This window comes from Amycolatopsis sp. NPDC059235 (genome assembly GCF_042754125.1).
Taxonomy (GTDB): Bacteria; Actinomycetota; Actinomycetes; order Mycobacteriales; family Pseudonocardiaceae; genus Amycolatopsis; species Amycolatopsis albidoflava.
Genome location: NZ_JBHZAG010000023.1, coordinates 20,765 through 36,264, shown reverse-complemented (window position 1 = coordinate 36,264; position 15,500 = coordinate 20,765). Strand labels below are relative to the sequence as shown.

At 68.7% G+C, this 15,500-nt stretch carries 18 protein-coding genes; 10 read left to right on the top strand and 8 right to left on the bottom strand.

Annotation, left to right across the window (positions count from 1 at the left end; genetic code table 11):
- The first annotated feature begins 86 nt into the window (after positions 1-86).
- Entirely contained in the window at positions 87-572 is a 486-nt protein-coding gene (locus tag ACFXI3_RS17460; RefSeq protein WP_378400370.1) for a hypothetical protein, read from the top strand.
- Positions 573-614: 42 nt separating this feature from the next.
- Here ACFXI3_RS17460 and ACFXI3_RS17455 read toward each other — a convergent pair whose 3' ends face one another.
- The 3 genes from ACFXI3_RS17455 to ACFXI3_RS17445 all read right to left on the bottom strand — a co-directional run bounded on the left by ACFXI3_RS17455 (position 615) and on the right by ACFXI3_RS17445 (position 3,895).
- Positions 615-1,751, bottom strand: a complete 1,137-nt coding sequence (locus ACFXI3_RS17455) for a PucR family transcriptional regulator (protein ID WP_378400368.1) — start codon at positions 1,749-1,751, stop codon at positions 615-617.
- A 161-nt stretch (positions 1,752-1,912) separates the two neighbouring features.
- Entirely contained in the window at positions 1,913-2,596 is a 684-nt protein-coding gene (locus tag ACFXI3_RS17450) for a response regulator transcription factor (protein ID WP_378400366.1), read from the bottom strand.
- A 42-nt stretch (positions 2,597-2,638) separates the two neighbouring features.
- Positions 2,639-3,895, bottom strand: coding sequence for a sensor histidine kinase (locus ACFXI3_RS17445; protein WP_378400364.1), 1,257 nt, complete (start codon positions 3,893-3,895; stop codon positions 2,639-2,641).
- A gap of 99 nt (positions 3,896-3,994) precedes the next feature.
- On the opposite strand from ACFXI3_RS17445, the gene ACFXI3_RS17440 reads away from it, so the two are divergent.
- The 5 genes from ACFXI3_RS17440 (at position 3,995) to ACFXI3_RS17420 (ending at position 8,346) form a co-directional block, all read left to right on the top strand.
- Complete coding sequence (locus tag ACFXI3_RS17440; protein WP_378400362.1) at positions 3,995-4,501, top strand: hypothetical protein; 507 nt, start codon at positions 3,995-3,997, stop codon at positions 4,499-4,501.
- Positions 4,498-5,547: a peptidoglycan-binding protein gene (locus ACFXI3_RS17435; protein WP_378400360.1), complete on the top strand. Its 1,050-nt coding sequence runs from the start codon at positions 4,498-4,500 to the stop codon at positions 5,545-5,547. The genes ACFXI3_RS17440 and ACFXI3_RS17435 overlap by 4 nt, the downstream gene beginning before the upstream one ends.
- Positions 5,544-6,242 carry an ABC transporter ATP-binding protein gene (locus ACFXI3_RS17430; protein WP_378400359.1) on the top strand — a complete coding sequence of 233 codons (699 nt, stop codon included), beginning with the start codon at positions 5,544-5,546 and terminating at the stop codon, positions 6,240-6,242. The genes ACFXI3_RS17435 and ACFXI3_RS17430 overlap by 4 nt, the downstream gene beginning before the upstream one ends.
- A gap of 62 nt (positions 6,243-6,304) precedes the next feature.
- Positions 6,305-7,438: an ABC transporter permease gene (locus ACFXI3_RS17425; protein WP_378400492.1), complete on the top strand. Its 1,134-nt coding sequence runs from the start codon at positions 6,305-6,307 to the stop codon at positions 7,436-7,438.
- A gap of 269 nt (positions 7,439-7,707) precedes the next feature.
- Complete coding sequence (locus ACFXI3_RS17420) at positions 7,708-8,346, top strand: response regulator transcription factor (protein ID WP_378400357.1); 639 nt, start codon at positions 7,708-7,710, stop codon at positions 8,344-8,346.
- A 5-nt stretch (positions 8,347-8,351) separates the two neighbouring features.
- On the opposite strand, the gene ACFXI3_RS17415 is transcribed toward ACFXI3_RS17420, so the two are convergent.
- Positions 8,352-8,975, bottom strand: a complete 624-nt coding sequence (locus ACFXI3_RS17415; protein ID WP_344271238.1) for a response regulator transcription factor — start codon at positions 8,973-8,975, stop codon at positions 8,352-8,354.
- Positions 8,976-9,121: 146 nt separating this feature from the next.
- On the opposite strand from ACFXI3_RS17415, the gene ACFXI3_RS17410 reads away from it, so the two are divergent.
- The 3 genes from ACFXI3_RS17410 (at position 9,122) to ACFXI3_RS17400 (ending at position 11,263) form a co-directional block, all read left to right on the top strand.
- The gene (locus ACFXI3_RS17410) at positions 9,122-9,697 is read left to right on the top strand and encodes a TetR family transcriptional regulator (RefSeq protein ID WP_378400354.1); all 576 of its coding nucleotides are present in this window, start codon (positions 9,122-9,124) and stop codon (positions 9,695-9,697) included.
- Positions 9,698-9,818: 121 nt separating this feature from the next.
- Entirely contained in the window at positions 9,819-10,532 is a 714-nt protein-coding gene (locus tag ACFXI3_RS17405) for an ABC transporter ATP-binding protein (protein ID WP_378400353.1), read from the top strand.
- Complete coding sequence (locus ACFXI3_RS17400) at positions 10,529-11,263, top strand: ABC transporter permease (RefSeq protein WP_378400352.1); 735 nt, start codon at positions 10,529-10,531, stop codon at positions 11,261-11,263. The genes ACFXI3_RS17405 and ACFXI3_RS17400 overlap by 4 nt, the downstream gene beginning before the upstream one ends.
- Here the strand turns inward: ACFXI3_RS17400 and ACFXI3_RS17395 are convergent.
- The 3 genes from ACFXI3_RS17395 to ACFXI3_RS17385 form a co-directional block, all read right to left on the bottom strand.
- The gene (locus ACFXI3_RS17395) at positions 11,260-11,829 is read right to left on the bottom strand and encodes a hypothetical protein (RefSeq protein ID WP_378400350.1); all 570 of its coding nucleotides are present in this window, start codon (positions 11,827-11,829) and stop codon (positions 11,260-11,262) included. The two genes, ACFXI3_RS17400 and ACFXI3_RS17395, sit on opposite strands and share 4 nt — an antisense overlap.
- Positions 11,826-12,359, bottom strand: a complete 534-nt coding sequence (locus ACFXI3_RS17390) for a hypothetical protein (protein ID WP_378400348.1) — start codon at positions 12,357-12,359, stop codon at positions 11,826-11,828. Before ACFXI3_RS17390 ends, ACFXI3_RS17395 begins: the two co-directional genes overlap by 4 nt.
- Before the next feature lie 94 nt (positions 12,360-12,453).
- Positions 12,454-13,929 carry a flavin-containing monooxygenase gene (locus ACFXI3_RS17385; RefSeq protein ID WP_378400347.1) on the bottom strand — a complete coding sequence of 492 codons (1,476 nt, stop codon included), beginning with the start codon at positions 13,927-13,929 and terminating at the stop codon, positions 12,454-12,456.
- A gap of 80 nt (positions 13,930-14,009) precedes the next feature.
- On the opposite strand from ACFXI3_RS17385, the gene ACFXI3_RS17380 reads away from it, so the two are divergent.
- Positions 14,010-14,651, top strand: a complete 642-nt coding sequence (locus ACFXI3_RS17380) for a TetR/AcrR family transcriptional regulator (protein ID WP_378400346.1) — start codon at positions 14,010-14,012, stop codon at positions 14,649-14,651.
- Here the strand turns inward: ACFXI3_RS17380 and ACFXI3_RS17375 are convergent.
- On the bottom strand, positions 14,638-15,495 hold the full coding sequence (locus ACFXI3_RS17375) for a sigma factor (RefSeq protein WP_378400344.1): 858 nt from the start codon (positions 15,493-15,495) through the stop codon (positions 14,638-14,640). The genes ACFXI3_RS17380 and ACFXI3_RS17375 overlap by 14 nt on opposite strands.
- Positions 15,496-15,500 lie beyond the last annotated feature (5 nt).

Sequence of the window (15,500 nt, the reverse complement as noted above, 5' to 3'; positions counted from 1 at the left end):
CTGGGTGTTCCCGTCACCGTGACCTCGTGCGGCAGCGTTCCTACGCTGACCGCGACGGTTTCCTCTTCGATTCTGGAGGTGCGGCAATGAACTCCACAGCCCGGCTGGCCGGCGCTGCGCTCGGCCTGTCCGCGGTGCTGGCCCTGACCGGCCAGACCGCCGCGACAGCCTCGCCAAAACCGGCGGCGAATTCGGTGACGTGCAATTCCGGTCCGCTGCAGGTGAAGTTCTCCGAATTCCCCGGTTCCCCGCCGAACGTGTTCTGGTCGCTCGGCGTCTTTTGTTCCGCTCCGGCACAAATCTCCCTGTCGTCCCGGTTGGTCACCGGATTCAGCACGCTGGCCTTCGGCACCAATCCCAGCGCGTTCACCCAGCTGCTGTTCACCACCTCGCCCGGCAACAAGTCCGTGTCGGTCCCCAAGGGCATCCCGGTGGAAGTGCTGGCGTCAGCCACGATCGCCAACCGCACCGGCGGCGTCGTGACCATCGCCAGCGCCGCGGGCGGAAACTGCACCCGGAACAATTCGGTGCAGGTGACGTGCAATTACGCCAGCGGTTTCTTCCGTCCCTGACCGGGCTGGGCGTCCGAGTGCCGGCGGCCGCGGCACTCGGCGTCACGGGCGCGCGGACAGCGCGGCGAGAGCCAGATGCAGCACCTGCAGATCGTGGTAGCCGCTCACCGACAGCCCGGTGCGCTGCTCGACCTGCCGAAGCCTGCGGTCGAGAGTATTGGGATGAATGTGCAGCGCGGCAGCCACTCGCCGCCGGTCGGCGTCGCCGAGCACCCAGCCGCGCAAGGTGTCCACGAGCGCCGGCGAATCGGCCAGCGGCGCGACCACGGCGGACAACCGCGTCGCGAGATCCGGATCGCCCGACACCAGCCGATCCGCCAGCACCTGCGACAAGTCGTAAATACCGGCCGGATAGCCGCGACTGCGCACCAGCCGCCAAACTGTCACCGCTTCCCGGAAGGCACCGAGAAGTCCCTGCGTGCTTCCCTTGGCCAACACCACCTGGACGCCAGGCCCGAGCGCGCCGAGAGCCGGGACCGACGCGTGTTCCGGCACCCGGATTCCCGGCCCGTCGAATACCGGCAAGGGATGCAGCAAGATGACGAAATTCCTGCGCGCCAACACTAAGGAGCCGCTTTCGAGCAGCGACCGCTCAAGCCGGGCCAGCTTGCCCGCGAGGTCGCCGCTCGAATCCGCGGGCGACACCAAAGCAATCAGATGCGCCGGAGCCCGCGAGCCCACCTCGGCGGCCGAACCGCTCAGCAAGCCGCGGATCACCTGTTCCCGGTACCGCCCGGTTTCCGCTCGTTGCCGATGCCAGCCGAAGAACGCGCCCAGTTCGGCGTCCTCGGCCAGCGGACCCAGCTGAGCCGACCACCTCACCAACGGCATCAGCGTGGCCCGGTCGGTCACCGACGCTTCGGCGAGCGCGATCCGCATCGCGGCGGTGTAACTGGTGGTGACGCCGAGCCGCAGCGACTCCGCGGAAAACCCTCCGTCGGCCACGACCTGGCCGAACTTTTCGTACGGGGACAGGGTTTCCGGGTCGACAATCTGGTCCGACCGCGCGCAGTCGAAAGCGAGGTCCGCGCCGAACCGGATGAGTTCGATCGAGCGCGGGATCAGCGCGAGCGCCCCTGGCCCGTGCACGGCCATCGTGGTATTCAGCTCGTTCCGCACCCCGGTCAGCACGCGGGGCAGCAGCCGTTCCAGAACAGCCCGGGTTTCTCCGCTTCGCATGGCGACGGTTTCCTGACGGCGAGGTGCGCCCAGCATAGCGGCGGAACTGCTTGGTCCACACCTGTCGAGCGGCCAGATCAGGAACGCCGTCACGGCCATCAGGGACCGCGAATCCGTCCGCTCCGCCGCCAGACCCTCCTCCGCCACCGAGGCCGGTCAAGCTAAGCCGGTCTGGGCGCGACCGGTCCCGAATCCAGCCGATACCCGGCCCCCGCGACCGTCTCGATCACCGGCGGCAACCCCAGTTTCCGCCGCAACGTCATGACGGTGACCCGCACCGTATTCGTGAACGGATCGGCGTGCTCGTCCCACGCCTTCTCGAGCAACTGCTCCGCACTCACCACCGTCCCGTCCGCGCGCATCAGGACCTCCAGCACCGCGAACTCCTTGGGCGACAACGGCAGAAACCGGCCGTCACGCGAAGCCTGATGGCGCGGCAGATCCAGCACCAGCCCAGCCGCCTCCAGCACCGGCGGCAACGCCGGACGCGCCCGGCGGGCCAGCGCGTGCACCCGGGCGACCAGCTCCGCGAACACGAACGGCTTGGTCAGGTAATCGTCCGCGCCCAGGTTCAGGCCTTCGATGCGATCGGTGACGTCGGCGGCCGAGGTGAGCATGAGGATACGGGTCTCTCCGCCCGCGTCCACGATCGCCGCGCACACCTCGTCGCCGTGGACGGTCGGCAGGTCCCGGTCCAGAACAACGACGTCGTAGGCATGCACGGCGACGCGTTCGAGCGCTTCGCCGCCGTCGTAGCAGACGTCCACCGCGATGGAATGGCGGCGCAGCCCCTCGGCGATCGAATCAGCCAGGAGCGGCTCGTCCTCGACAATCAGTACCCGCATTCGATCATCATGCCTTGAACGGCGATAAAGGCCAGATAAGGATCAGGCGGGCAACCGGACGTCGACAGTGAGCCCGCCATTCGGATTCGCCCGCGCCGACACCTCCCCATCATGCGCACGAGCGACAGAACGCACGATCGACAACCCCAGCCCCGAGTGATCCGCCGCACCCGTGCGATCCGGCTTCCCCCGCCGAAACGGCTCGAACAAACCCGGCACCGCCATCTCGTCCACAATGGACCCGGAATTGCGCACACTCAACGCAGGCGTCGCACCGATCGTGATCGACACCCATCCATCCGGAACGTTGTAGCTGATCGCATTGCTCACCAGGTTCAGCACCAGCCGTTCAAGCAGCACCGCATCACCGATCACCGTCCGCGCGCGCAGCCGGGTTTCCACCGTCACGCCAGCGTCTTTCGCCTGCGCGGCGGTAAGTTTGACGACTGAGCGGACCACTTTGTCCAGTCGCACCGGTGCCCGCGCGCTGAGTCCGCGATCGCTGCGCGCGAGCACGAGCAGCCCTTCGATCAGCCGCTCGCTGCGTTCGTTGGTCTGCAACAAATGCGCGCCCAGTTTGGTCAGCTCCGGCCCGGCATCGGGGTTCTCCAACGCGACCTCGATCAGCGTGCGTTGCACCGCGAGCGGCGTGCGCAACTCGTGCGAAGCGTTGGCCACAAACCGTTTCTGGCTGTCGAACGAACCGGCGAGACGGTCCAGCATGCTGTCGAAAGTGTCGGCGAGTTCCTTGAGCTCGTCGCGCGGGCCGTCGAGGTTGATCCGCTCATCGAGCTTCCCGGCTTCGAGCCGTCGCGCGGTCGAGGTGATGGTGTGCAGCGGCCGCAGCGCGCGGCCGGCCATGAACCAGCCGAACAGCAATGCCAGCGCCGCCGTCACCACCAGTGCGATCGCCGAAGCGAGGACCAAAGTGGACATTGTCGAGCTGCGGTAATCGGTGAGCACCGCTGTGGCCACCCGTTCCGCCGAAGCCGAAGCGGCATCCGCCGGGATCGCGCTGAAAGTCGCGTCCGCGGGAAGCGCTTCGGCGGACATCACCTGGCCGAGTCTCAACGACACCCCGTCGCCGAGGTACTGCGCGGGCACGGGCAGCTCGTTGCTGACGACAACGTAGGTCACCACCACCAGCACGATTCCGGCCAGCAGGAAGAACCCGCCGTACAGCGCGGTGAGCCGGGTCCGCACGGACAGCCGCAGCGGGCCCCGGCGCGCGTCGGCGTTCTTCTCGGCCAAAGGTCCTCCCCGGTCGTCGCTGCCGAGAAGTCTGCCGGATCCGGGCATAAGGAGAGGATAAACAAGATCGCTTAACGGGCCTGTATCGCCGCGTCGGTACTACTTGGCCACCGGCGGGAACCACCCGCTCGAGCGAAGGAGAATCCGATGCGGAAAGCACGTCTGGCGGCCGTCGGGGCCGGAGTGGCGCTGGCGCTGCTCACCGGGTGCTCGTCCGGGGACACCGCGCCGCAGGTGCCGTCGATCTCCAGCCCGAAGGCGAGTTCGGACCCGGGGGCCGCGGCCGGGAAAGCCGATCCGGCGGCGGACCGCGACGCGATGCGCAACTACGCGAAATGCATGCGCGAACACGGCGTCGACACGCCGGATCCGGGCGAGAACGAAGCCCCGACCATCAACTTTTCCAACGATCCCAAAACCACGGCGGCACTCGACGCCTGCAAGAAGCTGCTGCCGGGCGGCGGAGTGCCGAAGAAGCTGACGCCGGAGGAGATGGACAAGGCGCGCAAGGACGCCAAATGCATGCGCGAGCACGGCGTCGACATGCCGGACCCCGACGCCGAGGGCGGCGCGCGGGCGCTGCCGATGAAGGACGACGGGACCAAATTCGAGGAAGCGCTCAAGGCGTGCGGAATGGGAATGGCCGGAAAGTGAGCGGAAAACGAGCACGCTGGATCATCGCCGCGGGAGCGACCGTCGTCGTGGTCGGCACTACCTCGGCCGTCGTACTGACACATGTCGCCCCCGGCGGCGAACCGGCCGCGGCGGCGAAGCCGGTGGCGACCGCCGAAGTGACCAAATCGGACTTGAAGGAAGAGGAGAACGCGACCGGGAAACTCGGCTACGGCAAGGAATCTACGCTGAGCGGCCGGAAGAACGGCACGCTGACGTGGCTGCCCGCGCGCGGCGACGTGCTCGGCCGCGGCAAGACGGCGTACACAGTGGACGCGAAACCGGTTCCGCTGTTTTACGGAAGCCTGCCGTTCTATCGCGCGCTGAACGACGGCGTGGACAAGGGCCCGGACGTCAAGGAGCTTGAGGAGAACCTGAAAGCGTTGGGGTACGGCGGCTTCGGCACGCCGGACGAGAAGTTCACCTCAGCGACCGCGGCCGCGCTCAAGCGGTGGCAGAAATCGCTCGGCCTCGAACAGACCGGGTCCTTCGATCCGGCCGACGTCCTGCTCGCTCCCGGCGAGATCCGGGTGTCGGCGGTGAGCGGCCAGCTCGGCGGTCCGGGAGCGGGCGAGGTCTTCAAGTACACCGGCACCGCGCGCGTCGTGGAGGCTGAACTGGACGCGACCAAGCAGAGCGTCGCGGTCAAGGACGCGAAGGTGTCCGTCTCGCTCAACGGCCGTACGCTGACCGGCACCGTCACCGACGTCGGCAACACCGCCACGGAGGACAAGGAAAACGGCAAGGCCAAGGTCACCGTCCAGATCCGGATGGACGACCCGGCGGCCACTGGCGATGTCCTCGACGTTCCGGTCTCCGTGCGGTTCACCAAGCAGGTCCACCAGGACGTGCTGGTGGTCCCGGTCGGCGCACTGGTCGCGCTCGCCGAAGGCGGGTACGCGGTCGAGGTCGACGAGCAAGGCAAGCGGCGGCTGGTCGGTGTCGAGACCGGGTTGTTCTCTGGCGGCCAGGTCGAGGTCAAGGCGGCCGGCCTGCACGCGGGCCAAAAGGTGGTGACCACGTCATGATCCCTGTACTGGCCGCGTATCAAGTTTCGCGCACCTACGGCGGGAACGTGCCCGCGTTGCGGAAGGTCTCACTGTCCTTTTCGGACGGCGAGATGGTCGCGATCGTCGGTCCTTCGGGCTCGGGCAAATCCACGCTGCTGCAGCTGATGGGCACGCTCGACCGGCCGACCGAGGGCCGGATCGAGATTCGCGGACACGACGTCGCGCAGCTGTCCGACCGCAAACTCGCCGCGCTGCGCTCGCGGTGGATCGGGTTCGTCTTCCAGCAGTTCTTCCTCGACGACGGCGAAACCGCGGTGGGCAACGTGTGCGGCGGCCTGTTGTACAGCGGAGTCCCGAAACGGAAACGGCGCGCGCGATCGGTGGAGGCGCTCGACCGGGTCGGGCTCGGGCATCGGGCCAGTCACCTGCCGGGCGAACTCTCCGGCGGCGAACGCCAGCGGGTCGCGATCGCGCGGGCGGTCGTGAACACGCCGCCGATCCTGCTCGCCGACGAACCCACCGGGAACCTCGACACCGGAAACGGCGCTGCAGTGCTGTCGCTGCTCGCGGAACTCAACGCCGCCGGCACCACGGTCGTGCTCATCACCCACGACCGGGAGATCGCGGCCGGAATGCCCCGCCGGATCGAGATTCTCGACGGAGAACTGCGCCTCGACACCGGCGCGGCCGATCTCGAGGGAGCAGCGCGGTGATCGCGCCGCCCAGCCCGAACCGGCTCGGCCCCGCCGACCTGATTTCCCTTGGCGCACATGGGATGCGCACCCGCCCGCTGCGCGCGATGCTGTCCGCGCTCGGCATCGCCATCGGCGTCGCGGCGATGGTCGCGGTACTCGCCATTCCGGCCTCCGCGGACCAGGCGCTGCAAGACAAACTCGCCGCGATGGGCACCAACCTGCTGCGCGCCGAAGCTGGTCAGACCCTCATGGGCGGTTCGGCGAAGCTGCCGGACTCGGCGGTCCCGATGGTGCGGCGGATCGCGCCGGTCGAGGGTGCGGTGGAGGTCGGCAAGGTCAACGCCAAGGTGTACCGCAACGACCGGGTCGGCAAGGACGATTCGGCGGGCGTCTCGGTGTTCGCCGCGCGGCCGGATCTGCTGCCGCTGCTCGGTGGCAAGGTCCGGGCGGGAACGTTCCTCAGCCCGGCGAACCAGCGGTTCCCGGCGGTCGTGCTCGGCTCGGAAGCGGCGTCGCGGCTGGGGATCGACCGCCTCGACCCGGCCCGGCCGCCGCAGATCCTGATCGGCTCGGCGTGGTTCAGCGTCGTCGGGATTCTCGCCCCGATGCCGCTCGCGCCGGAGGTCGAACGCTCGGTGCTGATCGGCTGGGACGTCGCCAAGCAGGTCTTCGGCTTCGACGGCCACCCGAGCACGGTGTACCTGCGTGCGCGGGAGTCGCAGGTCAACGCGGTGCGCTCGGTGCTCGCCGCGACGATCAACCCGGCCGCGCCCAACGAGGTCGCGATCGACCGGCCGTCCGACGCGCTCGCCGCGCAGCAGCTGACGAAGAACACCTACGGCGCGCTGTTCCTCGGCCTCGGCGGGGTGGCGTTGCTGGTCGGCGGCGTCGGCGTGGCGAACACGATGGTGATCTCGGTGCTGGAACGCCGGCGCGAGATCGGGCTGCGCCGCGCGCTCGGCGCGACCCGGGGCCAGATCCGCGGGCAGTTCCTCGCCGAATCGGTGCTGCTGTCCGGATTGGGCGGGCTGGTCGGGGTGGTGCTCGGGGTCGGCGCGACGGCGGGCTACGCGCTCAGCCAGGGCTGGCCCGCGGTGCTGCCGCCGGTCGCGCTCGCCGGCGGGGTGGCGGTCTCGGCCGCGGTCGGCGCGATCGCCGGGGCGTATCCGGCGATGCGGGCCGCGCGGCTTCCGCCGGCCCAGGCGCTCGCCTGAGTCCTCGGGCGGCCCGCACGGCCGCGTGAACGCCACCCGGTCGTGCGGGCAATTACCAACACTGGACTCCCGTCTAGTGCTATGGTTCAACTACGGTTACAAGTACTAACGTTCGATTGAGTTCTTAACTAACGCTGGCTGCCGAGGTACCGCAGGCACTACCGCGGCCCGGCAGCGCGGGGGATCGATGTCGCGCGCCGAATCGCGGATCCTCGGCGGAGGCGGAGGACGCGGCGCTGCCGCCGGGAACGACTGGTCTGTGAGCTGACATGAGCGCATTGCCCGAACGAGTGGCGATCATCGCCAACGACCCGATCAGCGGCGAGGGCGCCGCCGCCTACCTGCGCGCCGCGCCGCGCTACGCCGTGATGGCGCCCGCCGAGGTCCCGCGCGCGGACGTGCTGCTGGTGATCGTGCCGGAGGTCCGCGAGAAAACCCTGCTCGACCTGACGCGGATCCGCCGGACGACGCTCGCGCCGGACGTGCGCGCGGTGCTGGTCGCGGACCGGATCGAGAAGGCCGAACTGAGCAGGCTCGGCGGCTTCGGCCTGTCCGCCGTGCTGTACCGCGGTTCCGCGACGCGCGAGAAGATCCTCGACGCGCTGGCCGCCCGGGTGCCGGCGGCCGAACCGGAGGAGGTCCGCGCGACCAGGCTGACCAACGAGTTCCGCGCCAGCGAGGGCGAGGCCCGCTATCCGCGGGGTTTCCTCGACCGGCACCGGCTGCAGAGCCGCGAGGTGGAAATCCTCGGCCTGCTCGCGGACGGCTTCGGCACGGTCGAAATCGCCGACCGGATGGCGTATTCGGAGCGGACGATCAAGAACATCATCAGCACCCTGCTGGTGCGGTTCGATCTGCGAAATCGCTCGCACGCGGTCGCGTACGCGCTGCGCACCGGCATCATCTGAACGGCTCAGATCGCGCCGTTCCGGAGGGCGTAGGCGACGGCGTGCGTCCGGTTGCGCAGATCCAGCCGCTGCGACAAATCGTGGATCACCTTCTTCACCGCGCGTTCGGAGAAGTTGATTTTCTCCGCGGTTTCGGCGGTGTCGAGGCCGTCGGCCAGCAGGCGGAGCACGTCGATTTCCCGTTGGGTCAGGCCGGAACTGTGCGTCGGGCGGGGATCCATCGGGCGGCGGAAATGGCTGAGCAGCGTCCCGAGCGCCGCCGGGGGCAGGATTCCGCCGCCCCGGGAAGCGGTGAGCACCGCGGCGGCCAGCTGCTCGCTCGACGTGCGTTCGCGGTTCAGCAGGGCGACCACGTTGCACTCCACCGCTGTCAGCACCGCCGCGCCCGAGGTCTCCTCGTCGACGAGCAGAACGACCGGAGCGTCCACAGTGGCCTTCAGCCCGCGCAACACCGAGGTCGCCTCCACCGAGAGCAGCTCGGCCGCGACGATGATCACGTCCACCTCGTCGGCGACGACGGAAAACTCGGGTCTCGCCTGCAGCCAGCTCCGGATCCCCGTGTCAGTAAGCGGATCCGAAGCGTGAATCAGCACCCGGACCGCTTCCTCGTGCACCGCCGCCCCGTTCATCCCATTCCCCCTGCCGCCGGTCCTCCCGGATTGCCGAATTTAGGGCCCCGGCGCGGCGACCGGCGATCCCGCGCGGGGTAAAGATCAGGTACAGCCAGCTGTACCGACCATGGTCCCGCGATACTGGGGAGGACGAAAGGACGCCGATGGCACGGACGGGACGCCGCCCCGGGCAGACCGAAACGCGGGAGGCCATTCTGGCCGCCGCGCGGGACCTGTTCGGCCGGAACGGGTACGAGGGCGCGACGATCCGCGCGATCGCCGCCGAGGCGGGCGTGAATCCCGCGCTCGTGCACCATTTCTTCGGCAGCAAGGACCAGGTTTTCGCGACCGCCCTGCACCTTCCGGCCGACCCCGGCGTCGTAGTCGCGGCAATCCTCGACGGCCCGCGCGCGGAGGTCGGCGAACGGCTCGTGCGGCTGTTCCTGACCCTCTGGGAAACCCCGGCCTCGCGCGACGCGTTCTTCGGCGTGCTGCGCTCGGTCTCCACCACCGAACAGGCCGCGGACATGCTGCGCGGCTTCATCCAGGGCGCGCTGCTGGACAAAATCGCCGACGCCCTCGACATCCCGCCCCTGCGGGTCACCGGCATCGCCGCCCAGCTCGTCGGGCTCGCGATGGTCCGCTATGTCATCCAGGTCGAACCCCTCGCCGGGGCCAGCCATGACGAGGTTCTCGCGCTGATCGCGCCCGCCGTGCAGCAATACGTCGACCGCCCCTGAACCCGCCGCAGTCCGTGAAGGGAACCCTGACGGACTCTGAGTCCCTCAGGGTTCCCCTCACGGACGTCTGCCGCCCCGCCCGTGCTTGACAGGGAAATTCCGCGCGCGCAGAATTAACCGCATGATTAATTCCGCGGTGGTCATCGACGGCCTGCGGGTCGTCCGGGGTGGCCGGGATGTGCTGCGCGACGTGAGCTTCCGCGTCGAGGCCGGTTCGGTCACCGGGCTGCTCGGGCCGAGCGGCTGCGGGAAAACCACGTTGATGCGCGCGGTCGTCGGCGTGCAGCTGACCCACGGCGGCACGGTGACCGTGCTCGGCGAACCCGCCGGAAGCCGTCGGCTGCGAAGCCGGATCGGGTACGCCACGCAGGCGCCGGCCGTCTACGCCGATCTCACGGTCACCGAGGCCCTGCGCTATTTCGCCTCCGTGCTGGGCGCGCCCTCGCGATCGGTGGCCGACGCGATCGAACAGGTCGGCCTCGGTTCGCACGCCGACGCGCTGGTCGGCCGCCTTTCCGGCGGGCAGCGCAGCCGGGCCAGCCTCGCCGTCGCGTTGCTCGGCAAACCCGAGCTGCTCGTGCTCGACGAGCCGACCGTCGGGCTGGATCCGTTGCTGCGCGAGCATTTGTGGAACCTTTTCCACCGGCTCGCCGCGGAAGGCACCACGCTTCTCGTGTCCAGCCACGTCATGGACGAAGCAGCCCGCTGCACCCGGTTGCTGCTGATGCGCGACGGCGCGCTGCTCGCCGACGATTCGCCGGACGCCCTGCGCGCCGCCACCGGCGAACAAGACCTCGAACGCGCGTTCCTGCACCTGGTGAAGGCTCAGCGATGACTGTCTCGATCACTCTCGCCACCACCCGCCGGATTCTCGCCCAGCTGCGGCACGATCCGCGCACCGTCGTGATGCTCGTTCTCGTGCCGACGCTGCTGATGTTGTTGCTGCGCTTCGTGTTCAACTCGGCCGAGGTGTTCAGCCGGATCGCGCCCGCGCTGCTCGGCGTGTTCCCGTTCGTGATCATGTTCCTGATCGCCTCGATCACCACCCTGCGCGAACGCACCGCGGGCACCCTGGAACGGCTGATGACGATGCCGCTGGGCAAATTCGACCTGCTCGCCGGGTACGCGCTGGCGTTCGGGCTGGTCGCGGTGCTGCAGGTGGCGGTCGCGACGGCGGTCAGCCTGTGGTGGCTCGGACTGACAGTCGCCGGTTCGGTGTGGTCGCTGCTGCTGATCACCGCGCTCGACGCGTTGCTGGGCATGGCGCTGGGCTTGTTCGTGAGCGCGTTCGCGACGAGCGAGTTCCAGGCCGTGCAGTTCATGCCGCTGTTCGTGCTGCCGCAAGCGTTGCTGTGCGGGCTTTTCCAGCCGCGCGACGAGATGGGCTGGGTGCTGCACTGGCTGTCGGACGTGATGCCGCTGTCCTACGCCGTCGAAGCGCTGACCCAGGTGACACACAGCGCGGACTGGACGATGACGTTGTCCCGCAACATTCTTATCGTGCTGGGATGCGCGGTACTGGCACTGGGTCTTGGCGCGGCGACGCTCCGCCGTCGTACGCCTTAGAGCCGCCGAGCCGCGGCCTCGTAAGCCGCACGGTTGCGGTTAAGCCATTTCGCGAAGTACCGATCGGACTGCGAGTAGACGTATCCAGGCGGGACGAACAACACGGCGAAGACCGTGAAGGTGCCGAACCCGACGACCGCCAGCTTCAGCACGGCACCAGGCGGGTTACTGGACATAAAGGACAGTCCACATACGACAGCGGCAAGGAGCCCCATCCCCGCTGCGGCAAAGAAAGCCCCGCGCAGGTTCCCGGGAGTACGGCCGGCGGGCGGATGCGAATCCGGGTTCATCGCGCGTTCGGTCGCGGGCCTGCCGCGCCAGATCAAGACTCCGCCGAGCCACAGCACCGCGAAGAAGACGCCGCCGCCAGCCAAGCTGAAACCTCCCGCCGCGGAGTGGGCCAGCATCCCGACCAGGAGCCCGCTGACGCCGAAAAGCCCGGCGAGGCTGGCCGTCATCACCCGGTAGACCCGCCGCGTGGTGACGATCGCCTGCAGCCGGACGGTGTAGTCGCGCAACCGTTGTTCGGGAGTGTCCGCGACCGCCCGGACCTGGTACCCGCTCACGGCTTCCGGACGAACCCGGCCGCGCGGAGCCGCTCGGTCTCGCGGACGTCGATGCTCGTGCGGACGCCGTTCGTCACGGTGACGTCGCCGTTGAGCACCCCGAGCGCGATGATCACGAAGCCGAGCGTGCGGATCAGCATCGCCCAGCCCGCCTTCCAGAGCCCGATCCGGCCGCCGTCACGAAGCCGGACGAGGCGGATCCCGTTGAACAGCGCGCCGAGGCCGCGGCCGTTGCCGTAGAACCAGCCGTACAGCAGCGGCAGCACGAAGAGCCCCGCGATCCCGATCACGCTCGCGCCGACCGCGGCGTCGACGCTGTACGACTTGAAGTAGTACGCCACCGCCGCGGCCACCGAGAGACCGGTGACCAGGACGAAGTCGACCAGCCAGGCCCAGATCGTGGAAGCGGTGCGCGCCTCGACATACAGGTCGCCGTTCTCGAACGCACGGATCCGCGCCGCCGCGGCCTTGCCGAGCACGGGCTCCGCCTGCGTGCGGAGGTGGGCCATGACGTCTTGCTCAGTCTTCACGCCAACCTCGACGCCGATCGAGGGCCGGAGGTTCCCTGGACCGGCGCACATCACCCGGGCTTCACGCGTCAGCGATCAGTCCCACGTGGCGGGCTCACGCGAAGCTGTAATCCTCCAACGGGAACCGCGCCGCCTCCCGGTGCGCGCTGATCGTCGACGTCGGCCGCAGCAAGGTCGCCTCGCCGTGCTGGTTGAAGTAGTAGCTGTTGGCGGTCGCGCACTGACCGAGCGCGAACACCGAATGCCCGACCTTGTGTTTCATCCGGTCGAGGAACTCGTCGTTCGCCCGCTGGGTCACCTCGAACACGTCCGAGCCGCGAGCGCGCATCCCCTTGAACAGCCGGTCGATGTGCTTCATCTGGCATTCGATGGTCGTGAAGTACGACAGGCCGCTGTAGGAATACGGGCTGTTGAGCGAAATCAGGTTCGGGAACCCGGGCACGGTGACGCCCTCGTACGCCTGGAACCGGTTGTCCCGCCACCATTTCCCGAGGTTCTTGCCGTCCTTCCCGATGATCTCGATCGCCGGGAAGTTCACGTCCCACAGGTTGAAGCCGGTGGCCAGCACGAGCGTGTCGATCTCGGTGCGCTTGCCGTCCGCCGTGACGATCCCGGTCTCGTCGATCCGCTCGATGCTGGTGGTCTCCAGGTGCACGTGCGGGCGGGTGAAGGCCGGGAAGTAGTCGTTGGAGAACGTCGGCCGCTTGCAGCCGAAGGAGTAGTCCGGGGTGAGTTTGCGACGCAACTGCGGATCGCGGACCTGGCGGTACAGGTGCGCGCGGCACCAGCGTTCGGCGATCCGGTTGGCGCCGCGGAACTGCCGGTACTGCACGACGCCGGAGATCATCATCAGCTCCAGCACCGAACTGCCCGCCAGCCGCACCGCGCGCTGCACCAGCGGCAGCTTCGCGAACGCCTGCTGCAGCGCCTTCGGCACGGCGTAATCCGGCTTCGGGCTGACCCAGATGGGCGTGCGCTGGTAGACGGTCAGGTCCGCGGCGACCTTGGCGATCTCCGGGATGAGCTGGACGGCCGTCGCGCCGGTGCCGATCACCGCGGCGCGTTTGCCGGCGAGGTCGTAGCTGTCGTCCCACGCGGTGGTGTGGATGACCTTGCCCGCGATCTTCTCGATGCCCTCGATGTCCGGCATCTTCGGCTGCGACAGGAACCCGGTGGCGGTGAGCAGGTACTTCGCGGTGACCGTCTCGCCGCCTTCGATGCTGACCCGCCAGCTGGAGCCGTCCCAGGTCGCGCCGGTGACCACCGTGCCGAACCGCATCGAACCGCGCAGTCCGTACTTGTCCGCGACGTGCTCGGCGTATTTCTTCAGCTCCGCGCCCGGCGCGAACAGCCGTGACCAGTACGGATTGGGCTCGAACGAGTACGAGTAGGTGGACGACGGGATGTCGACGGCCAGCCCCGGGTACCGGTTGACGTGCCAGGTCCCGCCGAGGTCGTCCTCGCGGTCGAGAATCAGCAGGTCGCGGTAGCCGAGACGGCGGAGCTGGATGGCCGCTCCCATCCCGCCGAAGCCCGCGCCGACGATGACGGCGTCGTAGTGCGCGTCCATGTCCGACCTCTCGTCCGGAATTACTTGTCAGTAACGGAACGGTATGTCACTTCGCCGGACTTGGCAATACACTGCAGTGCGTGACAGCCCAGGAGAGCGCCCGCACCACCCGAGCCGAGCGCAAGAAGCAGGAACTGCGCCGCGAGATCATCGACGCCGCCTTCGACTGCTTCGCCGACCTCGGCTACCACGCCACCGGCATCTCCGACATCGCCACGAAGCTCGGCATCGGGCACGGCACCTTCTACCGCTACTTCCAGAACAAGCGCGACATCGTCGACCACGTCATCGACGACCTGGTCGCCCGCATCGTCACCGCGCTCACCGCGGAGAACGCGCCGGACGCGGTATCCACTTTGGACGCCTACCGCGAGCAGACCGCCCGGATCGGCGACGCGCTCGCGCAGATCTTCGGCGAGGACCCGCGCGTCCCGCGGCTGCTGCTGTTCGAAGCCGCCGGTATCGACAAAGCGATGGCGGCCCGGGTGCTGGACTTCTTCGAGCTGGCCACCGAGCTGACCGCGGCGTACCTGTCGCACGGCGTGGAACTCGGCTACCTGCGCGCGGATCTCGACGTCGACAACAGCGCGCGGGCGATCAACGGGATGATCCTGGCGTCGGCGATCGCCTCGCTGCGCAACCCGGACCCCGACGAACAACGCCAGCTCAGCGAAGCCGTACGACGGATGATGTACGACGGGATCGCGGCTAGGCGAGAGTGACGCCAGTCAGCTTGTCCGGGTTGCGCACGAAACACAGCGTCGACACACCCGTCGCTCCGGCTCGCACGGTGACGGTGGTCGTCGCCTTGCCGTCCTGCAGGAAAACCGCTCCGGCGCCGCCGTTGATGATCGCGGGAACAATCGTCACCTCCTCCATCGTGGAGATTCCGATCAGGAACTGCGCGATCCGATCCGGGCCGTACAACGGCTTGCGCGCGGCCAGCACCTTGCCGCCGCCGTCGGAGTACAGGACCGCGTCCGGCGCGATCAGCGCGGCGACCTTGTCGATCTCGCCGGAAAGCACCGCTTCGGCGAGCTTCGCCAGCCCCTCGGCGTCGCGTTTTCCCTGATCCGGCAAGGAATCGCCGATCGCCGAGGTCACCGCCCGTTGCGCGCGCGAGACGAGCTGCCGGGCCGCGGCGGGCGTGGTCTCCAGCACCTCGGCGACGGAGGGGTAGTCGACGTCGAGGACCTTCCGCAGGACATACGCCGCCGCCTGCTCCGGGGTCAACGTGCTGAGCACGAAGTCGAGCGCCTGGCCCAGACCGTCGCGATGCAGCATCTCCCACTCCGGCGAATCCCCCTCGACCACCGGATCCGGCAGCCAGGGACCGGGGTAATTCTCGCGCCGGCGCCGCTGCGCGCGGACCGCGTTGAGCGCCAGCCGCGACACCATCACCGACAGAAACGCGTGCGGGGCGCGGACCGTTTCAAGATCGACACGGGACCAGGTCTCCCACGCGTCCTGCACAACGTCCTCCGCGTCGTAACGCGATCCGGTGATGTGGAAGGCGGCGGCGAGCATCGTCGGCCGATGCGCGGTGAAGACGTCGCCGTGATCCATGCCGG

What these genes read in the sequence shown, in the direction of transcription:
- ACFXI3_RS17415 (WP_344271238.1), bottom strand. Translation starts at nt 8,975, where the DNA reads ATGAACGGGGCGGCGGTGCACGAGGAAGCGGTCCGGGTGCTGATTCAC.
- ACFXI3_RS17445 (WP_378400364.1), bottom strand. Translation starts at nt 3,895, where the DNA reads ATGCCCGGATCCGGCAGACTTCTCGGCAGCGACGACCGGGGAGGACCT.
- ACFXI3_RS17450 (WP_378400366.1), bottom strand. Translation starts at nt 2,596, where the DNA reads ATGCGGGTACTGATTGTCGAGGACGAGCCGCTCCTGGCTGATTCGATC.
- ACFXI3_RS17460 (WP_378400370.1), top strand. Translation starts at nt 87, where the DNA reads ATGAACTCCACAGCCCGGCTGGCCGGCGCTGCGCTCGGCCTGTCCGCG.
- ACFXI3_RS17410 (WP_378400354.1), top strand. Translation starts at nt 9,122, where the DNA reads ATGGCACGGACGGGACGCCGCCCCGGGCAGACCGAAACGCGGGAGGCC.
- ACFXI3_RS17425 (WP_378400492.1), top strand. Translation starts at nt 6,305, where the DNA reads ATGCGCACCCGCCCGCTGCGCGCGATGCTGTCCGCGCTCGGCATCGCC.
- ACFXI3_RS17455 (WP_378400368.1), bottom strand. Translation starts at nt 1,751, where the DNA reads ATGCGAAGCGGAGAAACCCGGGCTGTTCTGGAACGGCTGCTGCCCCGC.
- ACFXI3_RS17440 (WP_378400362.1), top strand. Translation starts at nt 3,995, where the DNA reads ATGCGGAAAGCACGTCTGGCGGCCGTCGGGGCCGGAGTGGCGCTGGCG.
- ACFXI3_RS17375 (WP_378400344.1), bottom strand. Translation starts at nt 15,495, where the DNA reads ATGGATCACGGCGACGTCTTCACCGCGCATCGGCCGACGATGCTCGCC.
- ACFXI3_RS17420 (WP_378400357.1), top strand. Translation starts at nt 7,708, where the DNA reads ATGAGCGCATTGCCCGAACGAGTGGCGATCATCGCCAACGACCCGATC.
- ACFXI3_RS17385 (WP_378400347.1), bottom strand. Translation starts at nt 13,929, where the DNA reads ATGGACGCGCACTACGACGCCGTCATCGTCGGCGCGGGCTTCGGCGGG.
- ACFXI3_RS17405 (WP_378400353.1), top strand. Translation starts at nt 9,819, where the DNA reads ATGATTAATTCCGCGGTGGTCATCGACGGCCTGCGGGTCGTCCGGGGT.
- ACFXI3_RS17400 (WP_378400352.1), top strand. Translation starts at nt 10,529, where the DNA reads ATGACTGTCTCGATCACTCTCGCCACCACCCGCCGGATTCTCGCCCAG.
- ACFXI3_RS17430 (WP_378400359.1), top strand. Translation starts at nt 5,544, where the DNA reads ATGATCCCTGTACTGGCCGCGTATCAAGTTTCGCGCACCTACGGCGGG.